The sequence below is a fragment of the Rhizobium sp. BE258 genome, from assembly GCF_031457345.1.
Classification (GTDB): domain Bacteria; phylum Pseudomonadota; class Alphaproteobacteria; order Rhizobiales; family Rhizobiaceae; genus Rhizobium.
Window position 1 is genome coordinate 124,704 of record NZ_JAVDWL010000009.1, and the last position, 22,059, is coordinate 146,762.

25 protein-coding genes are annotated in these 22,059 nt (G+C 62.0%); 15 read left to right on the forward strand and 10 right to left on the reverse strand.

From position 1 onward, the window contains the following. Positions 1 to 35: 35 nt before the first annotated feature. The 3 genes from J2X43_RS27070 to J2X43_RS27080 all read left to right on the forward strand — a co-directional run bounded on the left by J2X43_RS27070 (position 36) and on the right by J2X43_RS27080 (position 3,436). Positions 36 to 1,343 carry a M23 family metallopeptidase gene (locus tag J2X43_RS27070; RefSeq protein WP_310299963.1) on the forward strand — a complete coding sequence of 436 codons (1,308 nt, stop codon included), beginning with the start codon at positions 36 to 38 and terminating at the stop codon, positions 1,341 to 1,343. 157 nt (positions 1,344 to 1,500) lie between these two features. Then, entirely contained in the window at positions 1,501 to 3,006 is a 1,506-nt protein-coding gene (locus J2X43_RS27075; protein ID WP_310299966.1) for a DEAD/DEAH box helicase, read from the forward strand. A gap of 7 nt (positions 3,007 to 3,013) precedes the next feature. Continuing rightward, the gene (locus tag J2X43_RS27080) at positions 3,014 to 3,436 is read left to right on the forward strand and encodes an NUDIX domain-containing protein (protein ID WP_310299969.1); all 423 of its coding nucleotides are present in this window, start codon (positions 3,014 to 3,016) and stop codon (positions 3,434 to 3,436) included. On the opposite strand, the gene J2X43_RS27085 is transcribed toward J2X43_RS27080, so the two are convergent. Genes J2X43_RS27085 through J2X43_RS27115 form a run of 7 tightly spaced genes read right to left on the reverse strand, consistent with a single transcriptional unit; the run spans position 3,437 to position 9,131 of the window. Further along, complete coding sequence (locus J2X43_RS27085) at positions 3,437 to 3,754, reverse strand: TfoX/Sxy family protein (RefSeq protein ID WP_310299972.1); 318 nt, start codon at positions 3,752 to 3,754, stop codon at positions 3,437 to 3,439. It abuts the gene before it with no gap. Between the two features lies 1 nt (position 3,755). Beyond that, on the reverse strand, positions 3,756 to 5,390 hold the full coding sequence (locus J2X43_RS27090; RefSeq protein ID WP_310299975.1) for an NTP transferase domain-containing protein: 1,635 nt from the start codon (positions 5,388 to 5,390) through the stop codon (positions 3,756 to 3,758). Then, positions 5,387 to 6,094, reverse strand: a complete 708-nt coding sequence (locus J2X43_RS27095; protein ID WP_310299979.1) for an XdhC family protein — start codon at positions 6,092 to 6,094, stop codon at positions 5,387 to 5,389. The genes J2X43_RS27090 and J2X43_RS27095 overlap by 4 nt, the downstream gene beginning before the upstream one ends. Next, positions 6,094 to 6,423, reverse strand: a complete 330-nt coding sequence (locus J2X43_RS27100; protein WP_310299982.1) for an XdhC family protein — start codon at positions 6,421 to 6,423, stop codon at positions 6,094 to 6,096. Before J2X43_RS27100 ends, J2X43_RS27095 begins: the two co-directional genes overlap by 1 nt. Then, positions 6,420 to 7,682, reverse strand: a complete 1,263-nt coding sequence (locus tag J2X43_RS27105; protein WP_310299985.1) for a VWA domain-containing protein — start codon at positions 7,680 to 7,682, stop codon at positions 6,420 to 6,422. Before J2X43_RS27105 ends, J2X43_RS27100 begins: the two co-directional genes overlap by 4 nt. Before the next feature lie 3 nt (positions 7,683 to 7,685). Further along, a complete protein-coding gene (locus J2X43_RS27110) occupies positions 7,686 to 8,615 on the reverse strand; it encodes a MoxR family ATPase (RefSeq protein ID WP_310299988.1) in 930 nt (309 codons plus the stop codon). A gap of 21 nt (positions 8,616 to 8,636) precedes the next feature. After that, positions 8,637 to 9,131 (reverse strand): flavin reductase, encoded by a 495-nt coding sequence (locus J2X43_RS27115; protein WP_310299991.1) that lies wholly within the window; start codon positions 9,129 to 9,131, stop codon positions 8,637 to 8,639. A 172-nt stretch (positions 9,132 to 9,303) separates the two neighbouring features. On the opposite strand from J2X43_RS27115, the gene J2X43_RS27120 reads away from it, so the two are divergent. From J2X43_RS27120 to purB, 4 genes are all read left to right on the forward strand, one after another. Then, entirely contained in the window at positions 9,304 to 10,380 is a 1,077-nt protein-coding gene (locus tag J2X43_RS27120) for an ABC transporter substrate-binding protein (protein WP_310299994.1), read from the forward strand. An 88-nt stretch (positions 10,381 to 10,468) separates the two neighbouring features. Then, complete coding sequence (gene rpe, locus J2X43_RS27125; RefSeq protein ID WP_310299997.1) at positions 10,469 to 11,146, forward strand: ribulose-phosphate 3-epimerase; 678 nt, start codon at positions 10,469 to 10,471, stop codon at positions 11,144 to 11,146. A 28-nt stretch (positions 11,147 to 11,174) separates the two neighbouring features. Then, complete coding sequence (locus J2X43_RS27130) at positions 11,175 to 11,660, forward strand: hypothetical protein (RefSeq protein ID WP_310300315.1); 486 nt, start codon at positions 11,175 to 11,177, stop codon at positions 11,658 to 11,660. A 65-nt stretch (positions 11,661 to 11,725) separates the two neighbouring features. Continuing rightward, entirely contained in the window at positions 11,726 to 13,027 is a 1,302-nt protein-coding gene (gene purB / locus J2X43_RS27135; RefSeq protein ID WP_310300002.1) for an adenylosuccinate lyase, read from the forward strand. Between the two features lie 29 nt (positions 13,028 to 13,056). Here purB and J2X43_RS27140 read toward each other — a convergent pair whose 3' ends face one another. Together J2X43_RS27140 and J2X43_RS27145 are read right to left on the reverse strand one after the other, a co-directional pair. Continuing rightward, positions 13,057 to 13,614, reverse strand: coding sequence for a low affinity iron permease family protein (locus tag J2X43_RS27140; RefSeq protein ID WP_310300005.1), 558 nt, complete (start codon positions 13,612 to 13,614; stop codon positions 13,057 to 13,059). A gap of 78 nt (positions 13,615 to 13,692) precedes the next feature. After that, positions 13,693 to 14,490: a DUF2189 domain-containing protein gene (locus J2X43_RS27145; RefSeq protein ID WP_310300008.1), complete on the reverse strand. Its 798-nt coding sequence runs from the start codon at positions 14,488 to 14,490 to the stop codon at positions 13,693 to 13,695. A gap of 164 nt (positions 14,491 to 14,654) precedes the next feature. Between J2X43_RS27145 and J2X43_RS27150 the strand changes: the two genes are divergently transcribed. From J2X43_RS27150 to J2X43_RS27180, 7 genes are all read left to right on the forward strand, one after another. Continuing rightward, positions 14,655 to 15,209, forward strand: coding sequence for an alpha/beta hydrolase (locus J2X43_RS27150; protein WP_310300011.1), 555 nt, complete (start codon positions 14,655 to 14,657; stop codon positions 15,207 to 15,209). Positions 15,210 to 15,331: 122 nt separating this feature from the next. Further along, positions 15,332 to 17,587 carry an EAL domain-containing protein gene (locus J2X43_RS27155; RefSeq protein WP_310300318.1) on the forward strand — a complete coding sequence of 752 codons (2,256 nt, stop codon included), beginning with the start codon at positions 15,332 to 15,334 and terminating at the stop codon, positions 17,585 to 17,587. Positions 17,588 to 17,815: 228 nt separating this feature from the next. After that, a complete protein-coding gene (gene purC / locus J2X43_RS27160; RefSeq protein WP_112387266.1) occupies positions 17,816 to 18,580 on the forward strand; it encodes a phosphoribosylaminoimidazolesuccinocarboxamide synthase in 765 nt (254 codons plus the stop codon). A gap of 18 nt (positions 18,581 to 18,598) precedes the next feature. Then, positions 18,599 to 18,841 carry a phosphoribosylformylglycinamidine synthase subunit PurS gene (purS, locus tag J2X43_RS27165; RefSeq protein ID WP_112387265.1) on the forward strand — a complete coding sequence of 81 codons (243 nt, stop codon included), beginning with the start codon at positions 18,599 to 18,601 and terminating at the stop codon, positions 18,839 to 18,841. Positions 18,842 to 18,860: 19 nt separating this feature from the next. Then, positions 18,861 to 19,118, forward strand: coding sequence for a hypothetical protein (locus J2X43_RS27170; RefSeq protein WP_112387264.1), 258 nt, complete (start codon positions 18,861 to 18,863; stop codon positions 19,116 to 19,118). Beyond that, the gene (gene purQ, locus J2X43_RS27175) at positions 19,115 to 19,786 is read left to right on the forward strand and encodes a phosphoribosylformylglycinamidine synthase subunit PurQ (protein WP_310300015.1); all 672 of its coding nucleotides are present in this window, start codon (positions 19,115 to 19,117) and stop codon (positions 19,784 to 19,786) included. The genes J2X43_RS27170 and purQ overlap by 4 nt, the downstream gene beginning before the upstream one ends. Before the next feature lie 47 nt (positions 19,787 to 19,833). Continuing rightward, positions 19,834 to 20,232: a hypothetical protein gene (locus tag J2X43_RS27180; protein WP_310300018.1), complete on the forward strand. Its 399-nt coding sequence runs from the start codon at positions 19,834 to 19,836 to the stop codon at positions 20,230 to 20,232. Here J2X43_RS27180 and J2X43_RS27185 read toward each other — a convergent pair whose 3' ends face one another. Next, on the reverse strand, positions 20,233 to 20,487 hold the full coding sequence (locus J2X43_RS27185; RefSeq protein ID WP_310300021.1) for a DUF1127 domain-containing protein: 255 nt from the start codon (positions 20,485 to 20,487) through the stop codon (positions 20,233 to 20,235). It lies immediately after the preceding gene. Between the two features lie 81 nt (positions 20,488 to 20,568). Between J2X43_RS27185 and J2X43_RS27190 the strand changes: the two genes are divergently transcribed. After that, the gene (locus tag J2X43_RS27190) at positions 20,569 to 21,987 is read left to right on the forward strand and encodes a PLP-dependent aminotransferase family protein (RefSeq protein WP_310300024.1); all 1,419 of its coding nucleotides are present in this window, start codon (positions 20,569 to 20,571) and stop codon (positions 21,985 to 21,987) included. Positions 21,988 to 22,059: the final 72 nt, after the last annotated feature.

Here is a 22,059-nt window from a genome sequence, read left to right on the forward strand (position 1 = left end):
ATCGAGGCACGGGCGCATCAATTGGGAGATTCTCCGTGACGCATGCACAGCATCAGCGCGTATTCGGCAAGCGTTCACAGGAACATATCCTCATTCTGGCCAGCGGCGACAAGGTCCGCCACATGACGGTCAAGCCCTGGATGGCCGCCCTTGCCTTCTGCTTTGTCGGCGTCTTCGCCATCGGCTATCTGCTCGCAACCTCCTATCTCGTACTCCGCGACGATCTGATCGGCGCCACCATGGCGCGCCAAGCCCGGATGCAGCACGATTATGAAGACCGCATTGCCGCCCTTCGCGCCCAGGTCGACCGCGTCACCTCCCGCCAGTTGCTCGATCAGCAGGTCGTCGAGGACAAGGTCGACAAGCTGATGGAACAGCAGATGGCGCTGACCTCGCGTCATGGGAAGCTCGGATCGCTGCTCGACCGGGCCGAAAACTCCGGCCTGACGGACAAGGACGTGCAGGCGCCGGTCCAGTCTTTCGTGCCCGATACCAAGGACAAGCGCGCATCGCTTTCGGGCGGAGCCGCAGCGATCAACAAGATGCTTTCAGGCGGCAGCGAACCGGCGGACGCCACGCCTGACAATACCACCCTCGCCTATGTTCCCGCACCTGAAACCGTCGGCGACCGCGCCGACCGTCTGTTTTCGAAGGTCACGCTTTCGCTGAAAGGCGTCGAGGAAGACCAGCGTTCGCGGGTCGATCAACTGACAGCCGATGCAGGCGATGCCGCCGATGCCATTTCCAGCGTCCTGAACCGCTTCAGCATTTCAGTCCCGCAGCAGACGGCAAAAGCCGGCGATGACGACAGCGCCATCGGCGGCCCTTATGTCGAGCCGGAGAGCGAAGACGATTTCGACAATTCCCTGGTGCAACTCGACACCGCGCTGACACGGCTCGAGACCGTGCGTAACACCGCAGAATCCCTGCCCTTCCGCAATCCCGGTATCGGCAAGGACATCACGAGCCCCTTCGGCAACCGCCGCGATCCGTTCCTCGGCCGCCTGGCACTTCATTCCGGCATCGACTTCCGCTTTGCCCCCGGCGAAAAGGTTCGCCCGACGGCCGCGGGCAAGGTCATCACCGCCGGCTGGACGGGTGGCTATGGCAACATGGTGGAAGTCGATCACGGCAACGGCATTTCCACCCGCTATGGGCACATGTCGCAGATCCTGGTAAAGGTCGGCGACACTGTCGATCGTGGCGATGTTATCGGTCTCGCAGGTAGCACCGGCCGCTCCACCGGCACGCATCTGCACTATGAAGTACGCCAGAACGGCCGCGCCGTAGACCCGATGTATTTCATGAATGCAGGGTTGAAACTGGCGACCTATATAAAATAACCAAAGGCAGTAACCACAGCTTTACCTGTGCAAGGGCTGCAAGGCCCGTATTCCTTGACTTGCAAGCCGTTTGGGAATATGTCGCGCTGCATTGCGGCATGCAATCCCGCCGACTCAGCCAGAGTTCGGCCGAACCTGAACGGAAATAGTTTTCCCTTTGACGACATTTGCTGATCTTGGCTTGAGCCAAAAAGTGCTTTCCGCCGTTACCGACGCCGGCTACACGATCCCTACCCCTATTCAGGCGGGCGCCATCCCGTTCGCCCTGCAGCGCCGCGACATTTGCGGTATTGCACAGACGGGTACGGGCAAGACGGCGTCCTTCGTTCTGCCGATGTTGTCGCTGCTGGAAAAGGGCCGCGCCCGCGCCCGCATGCCACGCACGCTGATTCTCGAGCCGACCCGCGAACTCGCGGCTCAGGTCGCCGAGAATTTCGAGAAATACGGCAAGAACCACCGTTTGAACGTCGCCCTTCTGATCGGCGGCGTATCCTTCGAAGAACAGGACCGCAAGCTTGAGCGCGGCGCCGACGTTCTGATCTGCACGCCCGGCCGACTGCTCGACCATTTCGAGCGCGGCAAGCTGCTGATGAGCGGCGTCGAGATCTTCGTCATCGACGAAGCCGACCGCATGCTCGACATGGGCTTCATCCCGGATATCGAACGCATCGCTAAAATGATCCCGTTCACCCGCCAGACGCTGTTCTTCTCGGCCACCATGCCGCCGGAGATCCAGAAGCTGGCAGACCGCTTCCTGCAGAACCCGGAGCGCATCGAAGTCGCCAAGCCGGCCTCCGCTTCGAAGACCATCACCCAGCGTTTCGTCGCCACCCATGGCAAGGATTATGAGAAGCGCGCCACCCTGCGTGATCTCGTCCGTGCCCAGGAAGAGCTGAAGAACGCCATCATCTTCTGCAATCGCAAGGTGGATGTAGCCGATCTGTTCCGCTCGCTAGAGCGGCACGGCTTCTCCGTCGGTGCGCTGCATGGCGATATGGACCAGCGTTCGCGCACCACCATGCTGCAGAACTTCCGCGACGGCCAGCTCCAGCTTCTGGTGGCCTCTGACGTCGCAGCCCGCGGCCTCGACATCCCGGATGTCAGCCACGTTTTCAACTTCGATGTACCGATCCATTCGGAAGATTACGTTCACCGTATTGGCCGTACCGGCCGTGCAGGCCGCTCCGGCGCCGCCTTCACGCTGGTGACCAAGCGCGATATGAAATTCACCGATGCGATCGAAAAGCTGATCGGCGAAAAGGTCGAATGGCTGAACGGCGATCTCAATGCCTTGCCTCCCGCAGAGGAAAGCAAGGAGACGGATCGTCCGGGACGCGGCGGCCGTGGCGACAAGAGCCGCGATCGCGGCCGCGGCAAGGGCCGTGGCGCTTCGGGTCATAAATCTGATACCGCCGTCGAACATACTACCGCCGAAATCATCGAAGTCGCAGCACCAGCCCCAGTAAAGGTCGAAAGCGTGAAGCAAGAGCGCAAGGCAGAGAACAAGCAGCACAACAACGCGCGCAACACTCGGCCCTATCCGGCAAACGACGACTCTCGCGACCGCCGCCGCTACCGCGACCACGATGACGGCCCGACACCGGTTGGTTTCGGCGACGACATCCCTGCCTTCATGTTGATCGCAGCCAGCGCCAAGGTCTGATCCCGCGATGGGTCAGCCGGGCATCGATTTCCCAGGCCTCGGCGTAGGCCTGGTGATTTTGCGCGGCGGCAAGATTCTCCTTTATAAGCGCGTCAAGGCGCCCGAACCGGGTCACTGGAGCATTCCAGGCGGCAAGGTGGATTTTATGGAATCCACCGCCGAGGCCGCACGCCGCGAGGCTGAGGAAGAAACCGGCCTCGAAATCCGCACTGTCAGACTGCTTGGTCCAGCGGAGGTGCTCAGCCAGGCCGACAGGCAGCATTGGATTTCGGTGCTTTACATCGCCGACGACTTTCGCGGCGATCCCGAGATCACTGAGCCGGATAAGCTTTCCGATTTCGGCTGGTTCGGCTGCAACGAGCTGCCGCAGCCACTCTCCGAATTTGCCCGTGCGGCAATCGATTTCCTCGGCGACACCGACCTCCGCTGACTACTCGGCCCGCAGCGCTGCCTCGTAGGCAAGCCTGACCCATTTCGCCATCTCGTCCGGATCATCATAGGCATTCTCGGGGATCGACCAGTAGGGCATCTTCACCGGATTGCCCTTCTTGCCCTCGTAGGCCCACTGGCTGGCGCCGGCATCGGCAAATTCCGGCGCGCTCTTCTCGTCAGCCTTCAGGAGCATTTCATCGCGCAGTTCGATCGCGATGATCCGGCCGAGGTGATAGATTCCCTTGCCGCCGAAGATCCGCTTGATGGTGACAGGGCCGAGACCCTGAAACATTTCCTCGATCGCCGCCGTATCCATTCTATCCCCTCAAAATGCCACCGGCCGCAACAACGGCTTCCGGCGTATCCACGTCCAGATGTGCCGCATCGCCGATATCGACATCGATCACAGGCAATCCGGATGTCTCGATGATATGCCGCGCGCCGACATCGCCTTCAAGCCGCATCACGGCATCGCCGAGCGCGCGCGGAAGAATGACCGGGTTGCCACGCTTGCCGCGCGACACCGCGCGAACGATCGCCCGGCCGGAAGCGGCGCGGAAGGCCGAGATCAGGGCGTCGAGATCGGCACCCGTTACGCCGGGCATATCCGCGAGCATGACGAGCACACCGTCCGCATCGCGTACCGGCACCGCCGAAAATCCTGATATCAGCGAGCTTGCCATGCCGGACGCATAATCGGCGTTCTCGATGGCCGCCACACCCAATCCGACGAGTGCAGCCTCGATCTCGCTCCCCCGGTGACCAGTCACGACGATGACGGATGCCGTACCGGCAGCAAGAGCGGTTTCGGCGGCGCGGCGTACCAGCGGCTTGCCGTCGAACTCCGCCAGCAGCTTATGGGCACCACCCTCTCCCATACGGCTGGCTTTGCCTGCCGCCAGGATGACCGCAGCAACTGTCACCGGCCGGTGATGCCCCTCGGCACTGTCCCGCGGCCGTGGCCGTGTCTCGATTTCCATCAGTAGCCCTCCGACACCCATGCCCGTGAGATCGTGGGCATCGGGTTTCTCTCCAGCCAGAATGCGATCCAGCACCCAGTCGAAACCGTTCTCCTTCGGACTGCGGGCGCAGCCCGGGGCACCGACGACATAGGTCTCGCCGATCCGCCCGAGCACCATCAGATTGCCGGGATCCACGGGCATGCCGACGCTCAGAATCTCGCCGCCGGCCTGCCGGATCGCCGCCGGGATCACATCATCTTCGTCGATCACGGCCGACGCCCCAAAGACGATCACGAGCTTCGGAAAGCGATCGGCAGCCACCATTGCCTCACCGATGGCGGCAGCGACGGCGTCGCGCCGGTGAGCCACACGCTGCTCGCGTGCCAACCGGTTGCCGGATGCAGCCAGCCGCCGCTCCAGAATGCGCGCCGTCTTGTCCATGACCACGGGTTTCAGCGACGGCAGTTCGGTGGCGACAAGCGATACCGCATATTCGGCAAAAGGCTTGACTTGGAAGGCCACCGCAGCCCGCAATGCATCGCACGCAGCCTCGACCTTGCTTCCTGGCACCGCCAGCGGAATGATCTTGAAGGTCGCCACCATATCGCCCGCCCGCACGCGCGCATGATCTCCAAGACAGGCGAGCGTGATTGCCGGATCGATACGATTGACGCGGTCGACGACGGCGCGGTCCGCGACAAACAGCCCGTCGGCTGCCGCATAGACATTCACCCGCCCTGTGGCGGCCTCCGAAAACCGCAGATGATCCGGCGCAATTGCCGCAGCGAGCTGCCGCGCTGCTTCGTCTTCGCTGAGATCGCCGTCTTCGATGCGTGCTGCGGTGATGCTGACGATACCGGCCCGCTGGAGCGTTTCGATATCCTCCGGCAAAACGCGGTGGCCTTTGTGCAAGGTCCGGTCACGCAGTTTGACCGCATGCGCAAGCATCAGTCCTTCGGCACCGGCGATCGGAAATTCGCCGAACTTCATCCCCTGTCACCCTTCGGAGGCTGAAGATTGCGCGAGCGCAGTGCCGCGATAATCTGCGCCAGGATGGCGACGGCGATCTCTGCCGGACTGGCTGCGCCGATATCGAGCCCGATCGGCCCGTTGATGCGCGCCAGCGCCTCATCCGGGAAACCCTCAGCCCCCAACCGCTCCAGACGCGACGCATGGGTCTTCCTACTTCCGAGCGCGCCGACATAGAAACAGCCGCAGCGCAGTGCCTCGGCAATCGGAAAATCGTCTATCTTCGGATCGTGCGTCACCGCGACCAATGCCGTATAAGCATCGAGCGGCTTGTCCTTCAGGACATCGATCGGCCAGTCGGCCGTCAAGTCGATTCCCGCAAAACGCTCCGGCGTCGCGAACGCCGTCCGCGGATCGATGATCCTGACATCGAAGCCCACCAGCGCTGCCATTCGCGCCAGAACCTGGCTGATATGGACCGCGCCGATGATGACGATATCAGGCGGTGGCAGATGGACGTTGAGGAAATAGCGCCCGCCATCGGCCTCCACAATGCTCGAGCGCCCCGAGCGAAAGGCAGCCGCTATGGCTTCCCCAAGCGCGCCGGAGAGCTGGTCACCTTCGGCAACGACGCTCGCCCGGCCACCGCTGAGATCGGTGACCAGTGCGGCAGCGATCCGTGCCTGCCTCAAGCCATTCAGCCGCTCGAGCGCCGCCAGCTCCACTAGCCGAGCCTTTCCACATAGACGCGAATCCGTCCGCCGCAGGAAAGCCCGACACGCCAGGCCGTCTCGTCGGCAACGCCGAATTCCAGCATCTTCGCTTCGCCGTTGCCGATAACATCGAGTGCTTCGGTGATCACCGCGCCTTCGACGCAACCGCCGGACACCGATCCCTCGAAATTGCCGTCGCTGTCGATCACCAGATGGCTGCCTGCCGGACGCGGCGCCGAGCCCCAGGTCTCGATCACGGTGGCGATCGCCACGTCGCGACCGCTCTTCCTCCAGGCTTCCGCCGTCGCCAGCGGGTCGAGGCCGAAAGGTGTTTCGTTCATGCAGAGCCTCTCATTCTCTCCAGATAGCGCCGCGGGTCGTAGCTCTCCGAGCGTCCTGTGCCGAGTGCCGCAGCAAGATCGCTCAAGGAGGATAGATTGTGAACCGGCCGGAATTCGTCAACATGCGGCAGCATGGCGCGAACGCCGCGCGCCCGCGGCTCGAAGCCATCGAAGCGCAGCAGCGGATTGAGCCAAATCAGCCTCCGGCAGGAGCGATGCAGCCGGTCCATCTCGGCCGAAAGCTGCTCGACGCCCTCGCGCTCCAGCCCGTCGGTGATCAGCAGCACCACGGCGCCCTGCCCCAGCAGGCGCCGTCCCCAGAGGCGATTGAACTCGTGCAGCGTCTCGCCTATCCGCGTTCCGCCCGACCAGTCGTTGACCGCAGCCGCGCAATCGTCCAGCGCCTGATCCGGATCCTTGTTGCGCATCTGCCGCGTTACATTGGTGAGCCGCGTCCCGAACAGAAAGGTGCTGACGCGGCGGCGGCGCTCGGTCAGCACATGCAGGAAGTGCAGGAAGATCCGCGTATATTGGCTCATCGAGCCCGAAATATCGGCGAGCACCACCAAAGGCGGCTGGATCTCCTTGCGCTCGCGGTAGCGTGGCAGGATCAGCGATCCGCCGGTACGAAGGGCAGCGCGCATCGTTGCGCGGGGATCGACCGTCGCGTGGCGATGCGATGGCTTGAATCTCCGGGTGGTGACACGGTCGAGCGGCAGTTGCAGGCGTGCCAGCTCCTTCTTGGCGAGTGCGATTTCCGCCGCCGACATCTGCGCGAAATCCATGCGCCGGATGATCTCATTGCCCGACATCGTGAAGCGCGCATCGATCTCGATATCGGGCTCTTCGCGCGGCGGCCTGTCGGCGCGCCGGTCACCGAGCAGCGCGTCGCTTGCCCGGGTCTCTCCCGGCCTCTGCTTTTCCTTCTCCCGCGTATCCGGCGCCCTTGGCGACATCATCGCGATCATCTTCTCGACGAGATTGCGCGATCGCCAAAAAAGCCGGAAGGCTTCGTCAAAGACAGCCGCATCCTCATGCCGCTTGACGAAGACCGCCGAGAGCGCCGCATGGAACTCGTCGCGCGATCCCATACCGATCGCTTCCACCGCCTCGATGGCGTCAGCGATCGCCGCAGGGCCAACCTTCAGCCCGGCCTTGCGCAGCGTGCGGCCGAAGAAAACGATATTGTCAGCAAACCGGCCGTCACCCAGCGGAAGCGGCGGAACGACGATACCATCCTCTGCCTTCTCGCCCTGCATCGCCTATCCCGCAACCCGCAATTCGTCCTGGACATCCTTCAGCACCCGTGCGCCCTCGCCGTCCTGAATGCGCGCGATGTCGTCCTGATATTTCAGGAGCGTGCCGATCGTGTCGGAAATCGTTTCCGGATCGAGCGCCAGCCGATCGAGCTCCGTCAGCGCCGTCGCCCAGTCGATCGTCTCGGCAACGCCTGGGTTCTTGAAGAGGTCGAGTGTCCTCAGCCGCTGCACATAGGCAACGATCTGGCGCGACAGCGTCTCGTTGCAGTGAGGCACTTTCCGGCGGATGATCTCAAGCTCCTGCTGCGCCTCGGGATAATCGACCCAGTGGTAGAGGCAGCGCCGCTTCAGGGCATCGTGCACCTCACGCGTCCGATTTGTGGTGATGATGACGATGGGTGGTTCGTCTGCCCTGATCGTCCCGAGCTCGGGAATAGTCACCTGAAAATCGGACAGGACCTCCATCAGGAAAGCCTCGAAGGCCGCGTCGGTACGGTCGAGCTCGTCGATCAGGAAAACCGGCGCACGCCCGTCTGTGGAGGAAAGCGCCTGCAGCACCGGGCGGCGGATCAGATAGCGCTCGGAAAAGATATCGGATTCGATCCGCGCGCGGTCGGTCAGGCCCGAGGCTTCCGACAGCCGGATCTCCAGCATCTGTGCCGGGTAGTTCCACTCGTAGACGGCAGAGGCAACATCCAGCCCCTCATAGCACTGCAGCCGGATCAACGGACGCTCGAGCGCCTTTGACAGAACCTTGGCGATTTCAGTCTTGCCGACGCCCGCCTCGCCCTCGAGAAACAAGGGCCGCTTCATCTTCAATGCCAGGAAAAGCACGGTGCCGAGCGCCCGGCCCGCCAGATAATCCTGCCCGCCGAGCAGCGCGATCGTTTCATCGATCGATTGCGGCAGAAGCGGCGCGGTCTGATCAGCCATGTCTCCTCCCTTTTGGAGAAGTTATAGCGTGTGATAGTCGCGGTTCATATAGAGAAGAGCCGGTTTTGTTTCGTCGAAACGGACACCGACGACCTCGCCGAAGATGACGTGATGCGTCGACATCTCCTTGATTTCCATGACTCGGCAATCGAAGGAGGCGAGTGAATCCGAAAGCACCGGCGCACCCGTCACCAGCTTCTCGAACCTGCCCCTCGAGAACCTGTCCTCGTTGTCGAGCTTCATGCGTCCGGAGAAGGCATCGGCCAGCCCCTGATGATGGGCGCCCAGCGTGTTCAGCGCAAAGATGCCGCTGCGGAAGAAGATTTCATTCTTGGGGTTGCTGTTGTTGAGGCAGACGAGCACGCAGGCCGGACTGTCGGAGACGGAGCATGCGGCAGTGATCGTCACGCCGCGCTTCTGATCGCCGAGCGCCGTTGTCACCAGCTGGACATGCCCACCAAACCGGCTCATGGCATCGCGATACAGCGCTGGATCGATCGGTTGCCTGCTCAACACAGAAGGTCTCCTGCGGCCTCGCCGCTTGTTGTTATCTCACTAATATGGCCGCCATCGGTTACATTTTCTACAATGAACGCGACGAAATGCTGCCTATTACGCTGTTTTTCTTTGACGATTAGTATTCGCCGGATAAAAGGGCATGGACAAAGGTCAGGAGCCGGCGACTTTTATGAATATTCTGCGTGGCATAGCTGCTGTTTCGATGCTGCTGATGGCGGCGCCGGCAGGCCATGCAGCTGGCATCACCATCGGCGTCGTTGCCCCCCAGGGCGGCAATCTCCAGCAGCTCGGAACCCAGATCTTCGCCGGTGCGAATTTTCAGGTCACCAAGGATGGCAACACCTTCGTCGCGGTCAACGAACCCTGCGAGGACAACAGCGGCGGCACGATTGCCGACGCGCTGATCGCCGCCAAGGTCCAGGTCGCCATCGGCTTTCTCTGCAGCGAGACGCTGGAAGGCGCCCTGCCGAAGCTGAAGGATGCCAATATCCCCGCAATCACCGTGTCCGTCCGTTCCCGTATCCTGATGGAAGATTCACTGAAGAACGGCTGGCCGCTCTTCCGTCTTGGCCCGCCTGATGGGGCTGAAGCCGCTCGCATCATCGAGGTCATCCTGCGCGACTGGGCAGCCGCGCCGATCGCACTCATCGAGGACGGCACGATCCACGGCCGCGAACTGACCGAAGCCGTCAGGAACGCTCTTGAGCAAAACGGCCTGAAGGCGGCCTTCACCGACACCTACCGGCCGGGCCAGGAACAGCAGATCGCGCTTGTCCGCCGGCTGAAACGCGCCGGCGCCGCCAAAGTCTTCATCGGCGGCGACCGCTCGGACGTGGCGATCATCGCGCGCGATGCGGCGGCCGAAAAAATCCCGCTCGATATTCTCGGCGGCGACGCGATGCGGGCCGCCAATCAACCGCTGGCGCTGGCGGACGGGGTGCACGCTGTCGCGATCCCCGAATATGCAAACCAGCCGGATGGCAAGGCTGCCGCCCAGGCGATGCGCGAACAGGGCATCGAACCGGAAGGCTATGTGCTTCCCGCAGCCGCAGCCGCCACGATTGCACAGCAGGCGGTGTCCGCGGCAAACGGCAAGCCGCTCGCCGATGTGCTGACCGGCACGCGCTTTGAGACGCCGATCGGTCCTGTCACATTCGGAGCCAATCACGAACTGGCGGACAACCCCTACCGCCTGCAGGAATGGCGCAACGGCGCCTTCACGATCCTCGGCGCGGCCTCGGAGTGATGCTGCAGATCGGGCACCTCGATCAGTTGCCCGTCGCGTCGCACACTGCTAAATCCGCGGCGAGCATCTTAACGAGAGAGAGTTCCCCATGACGCTGCCGATCCGCATCGCCCCCTCCGTCCTCGCCGCCGACTTCGCCAAGCTCGGCCAGGAAATCCGAGACGTGACCGCAGCCGGCGCCGATTGGATCCATCTCGACGTCATGGACGGCCACTTCGTTCCGAACATTTCCTTCGGCCCCGATGTCATCAAGTCCGTGCGCTCCTATACCGACGCCACCTTCGACTGCCATCTGATGATCGCGCCTGTCGATGCCTATCTCGAAGCCTTCGCCAAGGCCGGCTGCGACCGCATCACCGTCCATGCCGAATCCGGCCCGCATCTGCACCGCTCGCTGCAGACCGTCCGCAATCTCGGCAAGAAGGTCGGCGTGACGCTCAATCCGGCAACGCCGCTCTCCGTCATCGAAAACGTCATCGACGATATCGACCTGATCCTCATCATGTCCGTAAACCCCGGTTTCGGCGGCCAGAAGTTCATTCCGGCGATGGCCGGCAAGATCGCCGCCGCCAAGTCCCTGATCGGTGACAGGCCGATCGAATTGCAGGTCGACGGCGGCGTGACGCTGGAAACAGCACCCATCGTCGGCAAGGCGGGCGCCAATGTGCTCGTCGCAGGATCGGCGATATTCAAGGCCGGCTCGCCCGAAGCCTATCGCAGCGAGATCGCCGCATTGCGGGCGGCAGCCGAAGCCGGCCGTGTATGACGGCACTCTCCGCAATCGCCCGCTGACCATGGAACGCCTGCGCGCCGCAAAGCCACCGCTGCTCGATGTCCTTGCGGGCGCCCTGCTCTGGGGCCTGATGATGACGGCCTCGGCGACCGCGGCGCTTTATCTGCGCAACCGCTTCGAAACCAGCCATCTTGCCGAACTCGCGCTGCTCTATTTCTTCGGCGGCCTGTTCGCCTGGCCGTTCATGCTGCCGCTCGCCCGCTTCTTTGCCTGGCAACGCCCGCTCGAAACCCGTTTCGCCGCCTTCTTCGCCTGCCTGACGATTGGCACGATCCTGATGACGGCGTTTCTGTTTTCGATGGATTACCGCATCTTCTATTCGCGCTGGCATGCCCCCTTCGGCAGCGTCATCTGGATTTTCGAGTTCATCTTCACCGGCGCCAATGCCGTCTACCAGTTCTCGGTGCTCGGCGTCCGGCTGTTCCTGCCCTTCGGCCTGATCTGCCTGCTCGCCACCAGTTTCGCGCTGGCGAAACGCATGCGTTGAGATTGCCGCCCGTCTTTGCTACAGGGGCGCCAGCAAGTTTTGTCTACCAACGAAAGCAGTGAGCCATGATCCCGCGTTACTCCCGCCCAGAGATGGTCGCCATCTGGTCGCCCGAAACCAAGTTCCGCATCTGGTTCGAGATCGAAGCCTTCGCCTGCGATGCGCTCGCCGAACTCGGCGTCATCCCCAAGGACGCGGCGAAGACCATCTGGGAAAAGGGCAACGCGGCGGTATTCGACGTCGCACGCATCGACGAGATCGAAGCCGTCACCAAGCATGACGTCATCGCCTTCCTGACCCATCTGGCCGAATTCGTCGGTCCTGACAGCCGCTTCGTGCACCAGGGCATGACGTCGTCCGACGTGCTCGACACCACTTTCAACGTCCAGCTCGTCCGCGCCGCCGACATCCTGCTTGCCGGTGTCGATCGCGTGCTCGCCGCCCTGAAGACCCGCGCCTTCGAGCACAAGGACACCGTCCGCATCGGCCGCAGCCACGGCATCCATGCCGAGCCGACGACGATGGGCCTGACGCTTGCCCGCTTCTATGCCGAGATGGACCGCAACCGCGCCCGCCTCGTCGCTGCCCGCGCCGAAATCGCCACCGGTGCGATCTCGGGTGCCGTCGGCACCTTCGCCAATATCGACCCGCGAGTCGAAGAGCATGTCTGCGCCAAGCTTGGCCTGACACCAGAGCCGGTCTCGACGCAGGTCATCCCTCGCGACCGCCACGCGATGTTCTTCGCCACGCTCGGCGTCATCGCCTCGTCGATCGAAAACATCGCCATCGAATTCCGCCACATGCAGCGCACCGAAGTTCTGGAAGCCGAAGAGTTCTTCTCGCCGGGCCAGAAGGGCTCGTCGGCCATGCCGCACAAGCGCAACCCGGTCCTGACCGAAAACCTGACCGGCCTCTCGCGCCTCGTACGCATGTCGGTCATCCCAGCGATGGAAAACGTTGCCCTCTGGCATGAGCGCGATATCAGCCATTCGAGCGTCGAGCGCGCCATCGGCCCCGATACGACGATCACCCTGGACTTTGCCCTCAACCGCCTTGCCGGCGTCGTCGAGAAACTGGTGATCTATCCTGAGAATATGGAGAAGAACCTCAACAAGTTCCGTGGACTTGTTCACTCGCAGCGCGTTCTGCTTGCCCTTACGCAAGCTGGCGTCTCCCGCGAGGACGCTTACCGCCTGGTACAGCGCAACGCCATGAAGGTCTGGGAACAGGGCAAGGACTTCCTCGAAGAGCTGCTCGCCGACCAGGAGGTGCGCGCCGCGCTCTCCGAAGAACAGATCCGCGAGAAGTTCGACCTTGGCTATCACACCAAACATGTCGACACGATCTTCAAGCGCGTCTTCGGCTGATACGCTCCATCTGCATTGCAAACGGCGCCTCAGGGCGCCGTTTTTGCTTTCTGCTTGCGGCTTTTCACATCCATCGGCTTGCGCCCGGCCGCTTTTGCAGACGCTGATCTCTTGACGGCAAAACTGGCCTTCTTGGCAACAGTAGCGGCCTGCTGCCGTTTCGGGCCCTTGCCGCTCCTGTCTTCATCGGCAAGCTTGACCTCCCCTCCATCCTCCTGCGCGTTGCGCCTGCCCTTCGCCGCCTTGGCAACCAAGCGATCGAGATGCTTCAGATCGTCCTCGTCGAGGTTCTCGATGCCGATGAAGCGGTTCTCGGCATGGCTGGTCAGGATGATCTCGTCGAGCTTCGCCTGGATCGCCCGCGTATCGCGCGTCTGGGCGTTCTGCAGCACGAAAACCATGAGGAAGGTGACGATGGTGGTGCCGGTGTTGATCACCAGCTGCCAGGTCTCCGAATAATCGAAAACCGGGCCAAGCCCGGCCCAGACAAGAACGGAGATGACGGCAAGAACGAAGGTAACGGGCGCGCCCGCCAACTCCGAGATCTTCGTCGCGAAATGCGCAAAGAGTTTTTTGGCACCTTCCATTCGCTGCCTCCCTCAAAGATGTCGCAAGACAACTCGGAGGAAGGCCGCAAAGTTCCGGTTGCGCCCGAACCGGCCAGATCAGGCCGGCGCGACGAGCTTTCTATAGAGATGCCAACTCGCATGTCCGAGGATCGGCATCACGAGGGCCAGTCCGGCAAACAGCGGAATGCTGCCTATGACGAGCAGCACCGCAATGATGAGCCCCCAGAAGAATACCGGCACCGGATTGGCCGCCGTTGCCCGGATCGAGGCGCCCATGGCAGCCACCAGACCGACATCGCGGTCGAGCAGCATCGGGAACGTCACGACCGTCGTCGCCAGCACGACGATGGCAAAGACGAGCCCCAGCACATTGCCCCAGAGCATCAGCTGCATGCCTTCGGGTGTTCCGAAGATCTGCGCCGAGAATGTCTCGACCGAGCGCGGGAAGACGTCGCCGAAAAGATTGCTGTAGAGCGTCTGTGCTGCAACCAGCCAGACGACGAAGAAGGCGAAGAGCAGCAGCCCGCCGGCAATGATTGAAGGCAGCGCCGGGGAATGGCGGACGTCGAGGGCATGGGTCCAGGACGTATCAAGCCCGGTTTCGCGGCGGCGGCTGATCTCATAAAGGCCGATCGCCGCGATCGGGCCGATCAGCGCGAAGCCTGAAATCAGCGGGAAGATCATCGGCAGCAGATTGGCGCTCGATGTCGCGACAGCCAGGAACACCCCGGCGACAGGATACATCAGACACAGGAAGACATAGTGAGACGGCTTTTCGCGAAAATCGTCCAGTCCGCGCTTCAGCGCGTCGAAGACGTCTGCAATGCTGATCTTGTTGATGGCGGGATGCGCATAGGCTTCGCCTGCTCCCGTCATGACATGGAATGCCGTCATGGCTTTCTCCTCCGTGAGCCGTACACCGGCGGCGGAAGAAGCATCGGCTTTGAAGGGCCGACACGAAATCCGCAACCGGCAATGGCCAAACGATAACAAATTTTGCCGCCTTTGTCCCGTCTTCCCTTGACAGACGGGTCAAGCTTTCTCACATCGGCGGCATCATGAAGGTTTCAGACGCAGATATTCTCATCATTCCCGGTTACACCAATTCCGGCCCCGATCACTGGCAGAGCCGCTGGGAAGCCAAGCTCAGCACGGCGCGCCGTGTCGAACAGGCGGAATGGTCGAAGCCGGTTCGCGACGATTGGGCTGCCCGGATCGCCGAGGAGGTCAACGCCTCCACGCGCCCGGTGGTGCTCGTCGCCCACTCGCTCGGCATCCCCTCGGTGATCCATGCGATCCCGCAGTTCAAGAACAAGGTGGCTGGCGCGTTTCTGGTCGCTCCCCCGGATGTCGCCAATCCGGATATCCGCCCGAAGCACCTGATGACATTCGGCCCCTATCCGCGCGATCCGCTGCCGTTCCCGACACTCACCGTCGCCAGCCGCAACGATCCGTTCGGTACCTACGAGCATGCCGACGATATCGCCGCCAGCTGGGGTTCGATGCTGATCGATGCTGGCGAGTCCGGACATATCAACGCCGAGTCCGGTCATGGCCCCTGGCCGGAGGGCACGATGGTCTTTGCGCAGTTTCTGTCGAAACTGAATCCCTGACCACGCGGCACCCCTGAGTTTTAATAGATATTTCAGTGAACGCTACGATAATGCGCCGAGGCGAATGAATCGAGTGCGCGCATTTGAAGCGATACAGACAAGACCATCCGGCAACCGTAGAGCTGAAGCCCGCCAAGCCGGCGGACAAGCGGCGGCTCGAAGTGCGCGATACGCCGGATCTGGCCGAACGCGAAAGCCGCTGGAACTACGCCCTGATCGGCTCGGGGCTCGGCGTCTGGGATCACAACCACCGTGCCGGCACCAAATACTATTCCGAGACCTGGAAAGAAATCCGCGGCATGGGCCCGGATGAGGAAGCCGACGGCGACTACGAAGAGTGGCTGGCGCTTCTGCATCCCGATGACCGCGCGTTCGTCATCAAGGCGATCGAGCGGCAGATCGCCGGCGACCCGGAATACCAGGTGTTCGAGTATCGCGAGCGGCACAAGGACGGGCATTGGGTCTGGATCGAATGCCGCGGCGCCTGCGTCGAGTGGGATGAGGACGGCAATCCTGCCCGCATCGTCGGCACCGACACCGACATTACCGCCCGCAAGCGCGCCGAGGAGATGCTGGAGCATCTCTCCCGCCGCCTCGATCTGGCGCTCGACATCACCCGCATCGGCGTCTTCGAAGCTGATCTCGAGGCAGGCACCGTCGAATGGGACGACCGGCTTCTCACCATGTACGGCCTCGAAGGCACGGCCCGCATCCAACCCGGCGAAGCCTGGGAACAGATGCTGCATCCCGATGACCGAACCGCGGCGCTCGCCAAGCTGGACGAGAGCCTCGACAAGGACCAGGGCCTGCTGCACGAGTTCCGCATCATCAGAACCGACGGCCTAGAGCGCGTCATTCGCGCCCGCTCGGCCTTTTTTGTCGATGCCGAAGGCAAGCGGAAGCTGATCGGCGCCAATTGGGACGTCACGGAAGAGGTCAAGCTTCGCAACGACCTGCAGAATGCGAAGAACCTTGCCGAAGCCCGCAACCAGGAGCTTGAAGCCGCCAAGGAGAGCATCGAGCATCTCGCTCTCCACGACTATCTGACCGGCCTGCCGAACCGTCGCTACCTCGACCGCACGCTTGAAGAACGCGCCGAAGAATGCCGTAAGGGCGGGCTGACGCTTGCCGTACTGCATATCGATCTCGACCGCTTCAAGCAGATCAACGACACGCTGGGCCATCGCGCCGGCGACGCGATGCTGAAACACGCCGCCAGGGTGCTGAAGGACTGCGTCCGCTCGACGGATTTCGTTGCCCGCATCGGCGGCGACGAGTTCGTCGTCCTCTGCGCCGTCGAAAGCGGCACCAAGAAGCTGTCGAACATGGCGGCCCGCATCATCCGCGAACTCTCCAAGCCGATCCGCTACGAAGGCCATGAATGCCGCTTCGGCGCCAGCATCGGCATCGCGGCCGATAGCGGTGTAGACCTCGACGCGAAACAGCTCCTACTGAACGCCGATATCGCGCTCTACCGGGCCAAGGGCGCCGGGCGGAACCGTCACGAGTTCTTCTCCAAGGACGCCCGCCGCAGCATCATTGCCGCCAAACGCCTGGCCGACGAAATCCTGCAGGGCCTTGAGCGCCACGAATTCGTACCCGTCTACCAGCTGCAGTTCCACGCCCGCACGCTCGAAGTCGCCGGCGTCGAGACCTTGGCGCGGTGGCAGCATCCCGAACACGGACTGATGGCGCCTGACCGCTTCCTGAAGATCGCCGAGGATCTCGACGTCGTCTCAACGATCGACGGGCTCATTCTCGAACATGCCCTCGCCGACCGCGCCGTTTGGGCAAAGGACGGATTCCTTGCGCCGAAAATCTCGGTCAACGTCTCGTCCAGCCGTCTTAACGATCCGGCGCTTGGCAAGAAGCTGCGCGCCCTCAAGGTTGCTCCGGGCACACTTTCTTTCGAGCTGCTCGAATCGATCTCGCTCGATGACTGCGACGACGCCGTGATCGCCAACCTCCGGCATTTCCGCAGGCTCGGCATCGATATCGAGATCGACGATTTCGGAACCGGTCACGCCTCGATCGTCAGCCTTCTGAAGCTCAGCCCGCGGACGCTGAAGATCGACCGCGAGCTGATCCGCATGTTGCCGCAATCGGCCGAACAGCGCAAACTCGTGCGCTCGATCATCGATATCGGCCGTTCGCTGAATATCCTGGTGACGGCCGAAGGCGTCGAGACCATGGATCACGTCCGCATTCTCGCCGATCTTGGCTGTGACGTGCTGCAGGGCTACGCACTTGCCCGGCCAATGCCCGCAACGCAAATTCCGGCCTATGTCCAGGCAGCAAGCTGGCGCCATCAGGAGGGCGGAGCGCGGGCGCTGCAAAGCGGCCTCAGCCGCGAGATCAAGCGCAACGCCACCAAATAAGCCTGCATAACCGGCGCGTCCCACGGCTTTGATTTCCAACAGTCATCAAAATTCTGTAGGCTGATATCCGCAATATCTTCGATTCTCTCAGACCGCATCCCTATATCTTGGGAATCCGGGGAAGGAGTTACTGGCGCATTGTGAAAGTGACTCTTTTCCTTTATGGGGACGCCACGAGATCGATCCACTGCGCTATCCCAAGAGCGCCAAGACAGAGAAAAGCTTAAAATGAACCGTCGCCGCCGTATCTACGAGGGCAAGGCCAAGATTCTATATGAGGGACCGGAACCGGGTACGTTGATCCAGTTCTTCAAGGATGACGCCACCGCCTTCAACAAGAAGAAACACGAAGTTATCGACGGCAAGGGCGTTCTCAACAACCGCATTTGCGAGTTCATCTTCAACCATCTGAACAAGATCGGCATCCCGACGCATTTCATTCGCCGCCTCAACATGCGCGAGCAGTTGATCCGCGAAGTCGAGATGATCCCGCTCGAGATCGTCGTGCGCAACGTTGCGGCCGGTTCGCTGGCCAAGCGCCTCGGCATCGAGGAGGGCGTCGTCCTTCCACGCTCGATCATCGAATTCTATTACAAGTCCGATGCGCTCGATGACCCGATGGTTTCGGAAGAGCACATCACCGCGTTTGGCTGGGCCAACCCCGCTGAACTCGACGACATCATGGCGCTCGCCATCCGCGTCAACGACTTCATGACCGGCCTCTTCCTTGGCGTCGGCATCCAGCTCGTCGATTTCAAGATCGAATGCGGCCGCCTCTTCGAAGGTGACATGATGCGCATCATTCTGGCCGACGAAATCTCGCCGGACAGCTGCCGTCTGTGGGACATCGAAACGCAGGAAAAGATGGACAAGGACCGCTTCCGCCGCGATATGGGCGGCTTGCTGGAAGCGTATTCCGAAGTCGCGCGGCGCCTCGGCATCATCAATGAAAACGAGCCCGTGCGCGGCACCGGGCCTGTATTGGTCAAGTAAGTCAGGGAAGACAGGCAAGTGATCAAAGCTCGTGTAACCGTCACGCTCAAGAATGGCGTTCTCGACCCGCAGGGCAAGGCAATCGAAGGCGCTCTCGGCGGCCTTGGATTCGCTGGTATCGGCAATGTCCGCCAGGGCAAGGTCTTCGACCTGCAGCTCGAAGGTGCGGACAAGGCCAAGGCCGAATCCGACCTCAAGGCGATGTGCGAAAAACTCCTCGCCAACACCGTTATCGAGAATTATACTATTTCTCTCGACTGAAGGTTGCGGAGAATGCGCGATGGCTGATGTTACTCAGGAATTCATGTATGAGCTTCTGAAGAAGCTCAGCCAGCGCTTCGACAAAGTCGATCATGCCATTAGCGAACTTCGCACGGATAATATGACGTTGCGAAACCAGCTGCACGTAATCCAAGGTGACGTGAACAATCTGCGCGCCACCTTCGGCCACGTCGAGAACCGTCTCGATCGCATTGAAAATCGCCTAGAACTTCGAGAACTCGCAGAAGCACAAGCAAGGTTTGAACCGCACCCATGAAGTCCGCCGTCGTTCAGCTCCCTGGTCTCAATCGCGATCGTGACATGATCGCAGCGCTCACCAAGATCTCCGGTCACGCGCCGGTAACGGTGTGGCAGACGGAAACGCAGATTCCGGATGTCGATCTGATCGTCATCCCGGGCGGCTTCTCCTACGGCGATTACCTGCGCTGCGGCGCGATTGCTGCCCGCATGCCGGTCATGCAGGCTATCATCGAGAAGGCCAAGCAGGGCACCAAGGTTCTGGGCGTCTGCAACGGCTTTCAGATCCTCGTCGAAGCAGGCCTCCTGCCCGGCGCGCTGATGCGCAACGCCTCGCTGAAATTCGTCTGCCGCGAAGTCAAGCTTGAGGTCGTCAACGCCGATACCGACTTCAGCCGCGCCTATGCCAAGGGCCAGATCATCCGCTCTCCCGTTGCCCATCACGACGGCAACTATTTCGCCGACGCGGAGACGCTGGCGAAGATCGAAGGCAACGGCCAGGTCGTCTTCCGCTACGCCGAAGGCACGAACCCGAACGGCTCGATCAATGACATCGCCGGCGTGATGAACAAGAGCGGCAATGTTCTGGGCATGATGCCGCATCCGGAAAACCTGATCGAAGCAGCTCATGGCGGCTCCGATGGCCGCGGTCTCTTCGCTTCGGCGCTTGACGTAATCGCCGCTTAACCTTCGCCGGATATCAGGTGGGTCTAAACCACCATGGGAGACCACCGATGCGCATTGCGACCACCCTCACGGCTGCCGCCGCTCTTGCTGTCATCGGAATTCTGGCTGCGTCTTGCCAGTCCAAGGCGCCTACCGTCAGCGCAAACCGCGACGCGCTCTCCACCATGGAACGCGTTGCCGTCGGCGCAAACAATTGCTGGTTCAAGTCGGGCGACGCATCCTTCGCGACCTATCGCCTGGCGCCGGAGCTCAATTCCTTCTCCGGGCGCCCGCGCATCCTGGTCGTGCACAAGAACAGCCCGGCAGGACTGCCGCATCTCGTTGTGCAGGCCGAAGGCAATCCGGCCCGCCTGCAGGCCTTCGGCCCGATGATGTCGCAGCCGGTCTCTGCCCGTATTGCCGCCGACGTCAATCGCTGGTCGTCAGGCAGCAAAGCCTGCAGCTGATCAGTCCCAGAAAGTCGATTTTCCGACTTCACGTGCCGCGTCCGATTGCGATAGCCCGATATCCTTGAGCTGATCGGCCGTGAGTTCGCGCAGGGCACGTCTTCCCTCGCGCTTCTCGTGCCAGACGAGAAATCCATTCCACATGCGCTGGAGCCAAGATTGACCGGTCGTCTCGACCCGGGGAACGATCACGTGCGGACCATCGATCGACACAATCGGCACAATATCACCCTTGATCTGCTGTACTATCGACATCGCCGCTCTCCTGTCATCTTACCTGGCGGTAATGTCTCATAATGTTGACAGGGCGACGGCGACAATCTATTCATTGTCACCATGACAAATTGGCTCCCTGATCTCTCTCGCGGCTCCGGTCCGGTCTATATGCGGCTGGCTGATAGCATCGAATCCGCCATTGCCAGCGGCGCCCTGCCCGCCGGCGGCAAGCTTCCGCCACAGCGCAATCTCGCCTACGATATCGGGGTGACAATCGGCACAATCGGCCGGGCCTACGCCTTGGTGCATGAACGCGGACTGGTTGCCGGAGAAGTGGGGCGCGGGACCTACGTTCTCGACCGCACGCAGGTGGCGCCCAACGAACAGGCCGATCCGCTGACGCTATCGCTTGGCGGTACGCGTGCCATCGATGCCCCGCCAAACAAGATCCGCTTCGACACGACAGCGGCTCCGGACCTTGGCCAGGGTAAGATCGTTGGCGGCATTCTCGGCGAGATCGGCGAACAGCACATGGCCGAAGTCTCCTCTTATTCGCGGCACTTCCCCGCGAACTGGTTCACGGCCGGACGCCTCTGGCTTGCGCGCAACGGCTGGACGCCGGATGCCGAAAACATCGTGCCGACGCTTGGCGTCCATGCTGCCGCGATCGCCGTCATCTCCGCGATGTCTGCGCCCGGTGACAAGATCGTTTTCGAGAACCTGAGCTACACGCAGGTCAGCCGCAGCGCCCGTATTCTCGGCCGCCGCACCATCATCGTCGATTCCGACGAGCACGGCGTCATCCCCGACGATTTCGAGCGCGTCTGCCATCAGCAGCACCCGAAGATCGCCTTCCTGATGCCGACTGCCCATAATCCGACGCTCGCAACCATGCCCGCCGCGCGCCGCGTGGCCATCGCCGACATTGCCCGCCGCCACGGTGTCTGGCTGATCGAGGACGATCTCTATGGTGGCATGACCGGAGACGATGCACCGCTGCTGGCCTCACTGGCGCCCGAGCGTACCTTCCTCGTCAATGGCCTGTCGAAATCGGTCGCAGCCGGGGTTCGCGGCGGCTGGGTCGCGTGCCCGCCGCATTTCGCCCAGCGCATCAAGGTCACCCACAAGATGATAACCGGCGGCCTGCCCTTCATTCTGGCAGAGACCGCGGCCCGCCTTGTCGAGAGTGGCGAAGCGGAGCGCATTCGCGCCGCCTGCGTCAAGGAGCTGGCATCGCGCCAGGCCGTTGTCAGGGAACACCTCGGCGGCTTCGACTTCGTGTCGCATCCGCATGTGCCTTTCCTCTGGCTGAAGCTTCCGGAACCCTGGCTCTCCGGCACATTTAAGAATGCCGCCTATCAGGAAGGCGTACTTGTTGATGACGAGGACGAGTTCAAGGCGGCCCGCTCGGAGCGCGTATTCCATCGTGTCCGCGTCGCCTTCTCATCGCCGGGTGGCAGTGCCGAGCTCGCCAAGGGAATGATGATCCTCCGCCGCCTGCTGGAAAGCGGCGTCTCGTCCTACGACAGCGAAGTCTAACCTGTTGCATTTTCGCGCCATCGCAGTGCCGAACCCTGTCATATTTTAGGGGCCTCTTTACCGGCGTCTCAC

Bases quoted from the DNA above. Each gene is read 5' to 3' on its own strand.
- J2X43_RS27150 (WP_310300011.1), top strand. From the start codon at position 14,655: ATGAAGGTTTCAGACGCAGATATTCTCATCATTCCCGGTTACACCAAT.
- J2X43_RS27190 (WP_310300024.1), top strand. From the start codon at position 20,569: ATGACAAATTGGCTCCCTGATCTCTCTCGCGGCTCCGGTCCGGTCTAT.
- J2X43_RS27140 (WP_310300005.1), bottom strand. From the start codon at position 13,614: ATGGAAGGTGCCAAAAAACTCTTTGCGCATTTCGCGACGAAGATCTCG.
- J2X43_RS27100 (WP_310299982.1), bottom strand. From the start codon at position 6,423: ATGAACGAAACACCTTTCGGCCTCGACCCGCTGGCGACGGCGGAAGCC.
- purC (WP_112387266.1), top strand. From the start codon at position 17,816: ATGAACCGTCGCCGCCGTATCTACGAGGGCAAGGCCAAGATTCTATAT.
- J2X43_RS27130 (WP_310300315.1), top strand. From the start codon at position 11,175: ATGGAACGCCTGCGCGCCGCAAAGCCACCGCTGCTCGATGTCCTTGCG.
- J2X43_RS27180 (WP_310300018.1), top strand. From the start codon at position 19,834: ATGCGCATTGCGACCACCCTCACGGCTGCCGCCGCTCTTGCTGTCATC.
- J2X43_RS27090 (WP_310299975.1), bottom strand. From the start codon at position 5,390: ATGAAGTTCGGCGAATTTCCGATCGCCGGTGCCGAAGGACTGATGCTT.
- purB (WP_310300002.1), top strand. From the start codon at position 11,726: ATGATCCCGCGTTACTCCCGCCCAGAGATGGTCGCCATCTGGTCGCCC.
- J2X43_RS27120 (WP_310299994.1), top strand. From the start codon at position 9,304: ATGAATATTCTGCGTGGCATAGCTGCTGTTTCGATGCTGCTGATGGCG.
- rpe (WP_310299997.1), top strand. From the start codon at position 10,469: ATGACGCTGCCGATCCGCATCGCCCCCTCCGTCCTCGCCGCCGACTTC.
- J2X43_RS27110 (WP_310299988.1), bottom strand. From the start codon at position 8,615: ATGGCTGATCAGACCGCGCCGCTTCTGCCGCAATCGATCGATGAAACG.
- purQ (WP_310300015.1), top strand. From the start codon at position 19,115: ATGAAGTCCGCCGTCGTTCAGCTCCCTGGTCTCAATCGCGATCGTGAC.
- J2X43_RS27170 (WP_112387264.1), top strand. From the start codon at position 18,861: ATGGCTGATGTTACTCAGGAATTCATGTATGAGCTTCTGAAGAAGCTC.
- J2X43_RS27080 (WP_310299969.1), top strand. From the start codon at position 3,014: ATGGGTCAGCCGGGCATCGATTTCCCAGGCCTCGGCGTAGGCCTGGTG.
- J2X43_RS27085 (WP_310299972.1), bottom strand. From the start codon at position 3,754: ATGGATACGGCGGCGATCGAGGAAATGTTTCAGGGTCTCGGCCCTGTC.
- J2X43_RS27105 (WP_310299985.1), bottom strand. From the start codon at position 7,682: ATGCAGGGCGAGAAGGCAGAGGATGGTATCGTCGTTCCGCCGCTTCCG.
- J2X43_RS27185 (WP_310300021.1), bottom strand. From the start codon at position 20,487: ATGTCGATAGTACAGCAGATCAAGGGTGATATTGTGCCGATTGTGTCG.
- J2X43_RS27145 (WP_310300008.1), bottom strand. From the start codon at position 14,490: ATGACGGCATTCCATGTCATGACGGGAGCAGGCGAAGCCTATGCGCAT.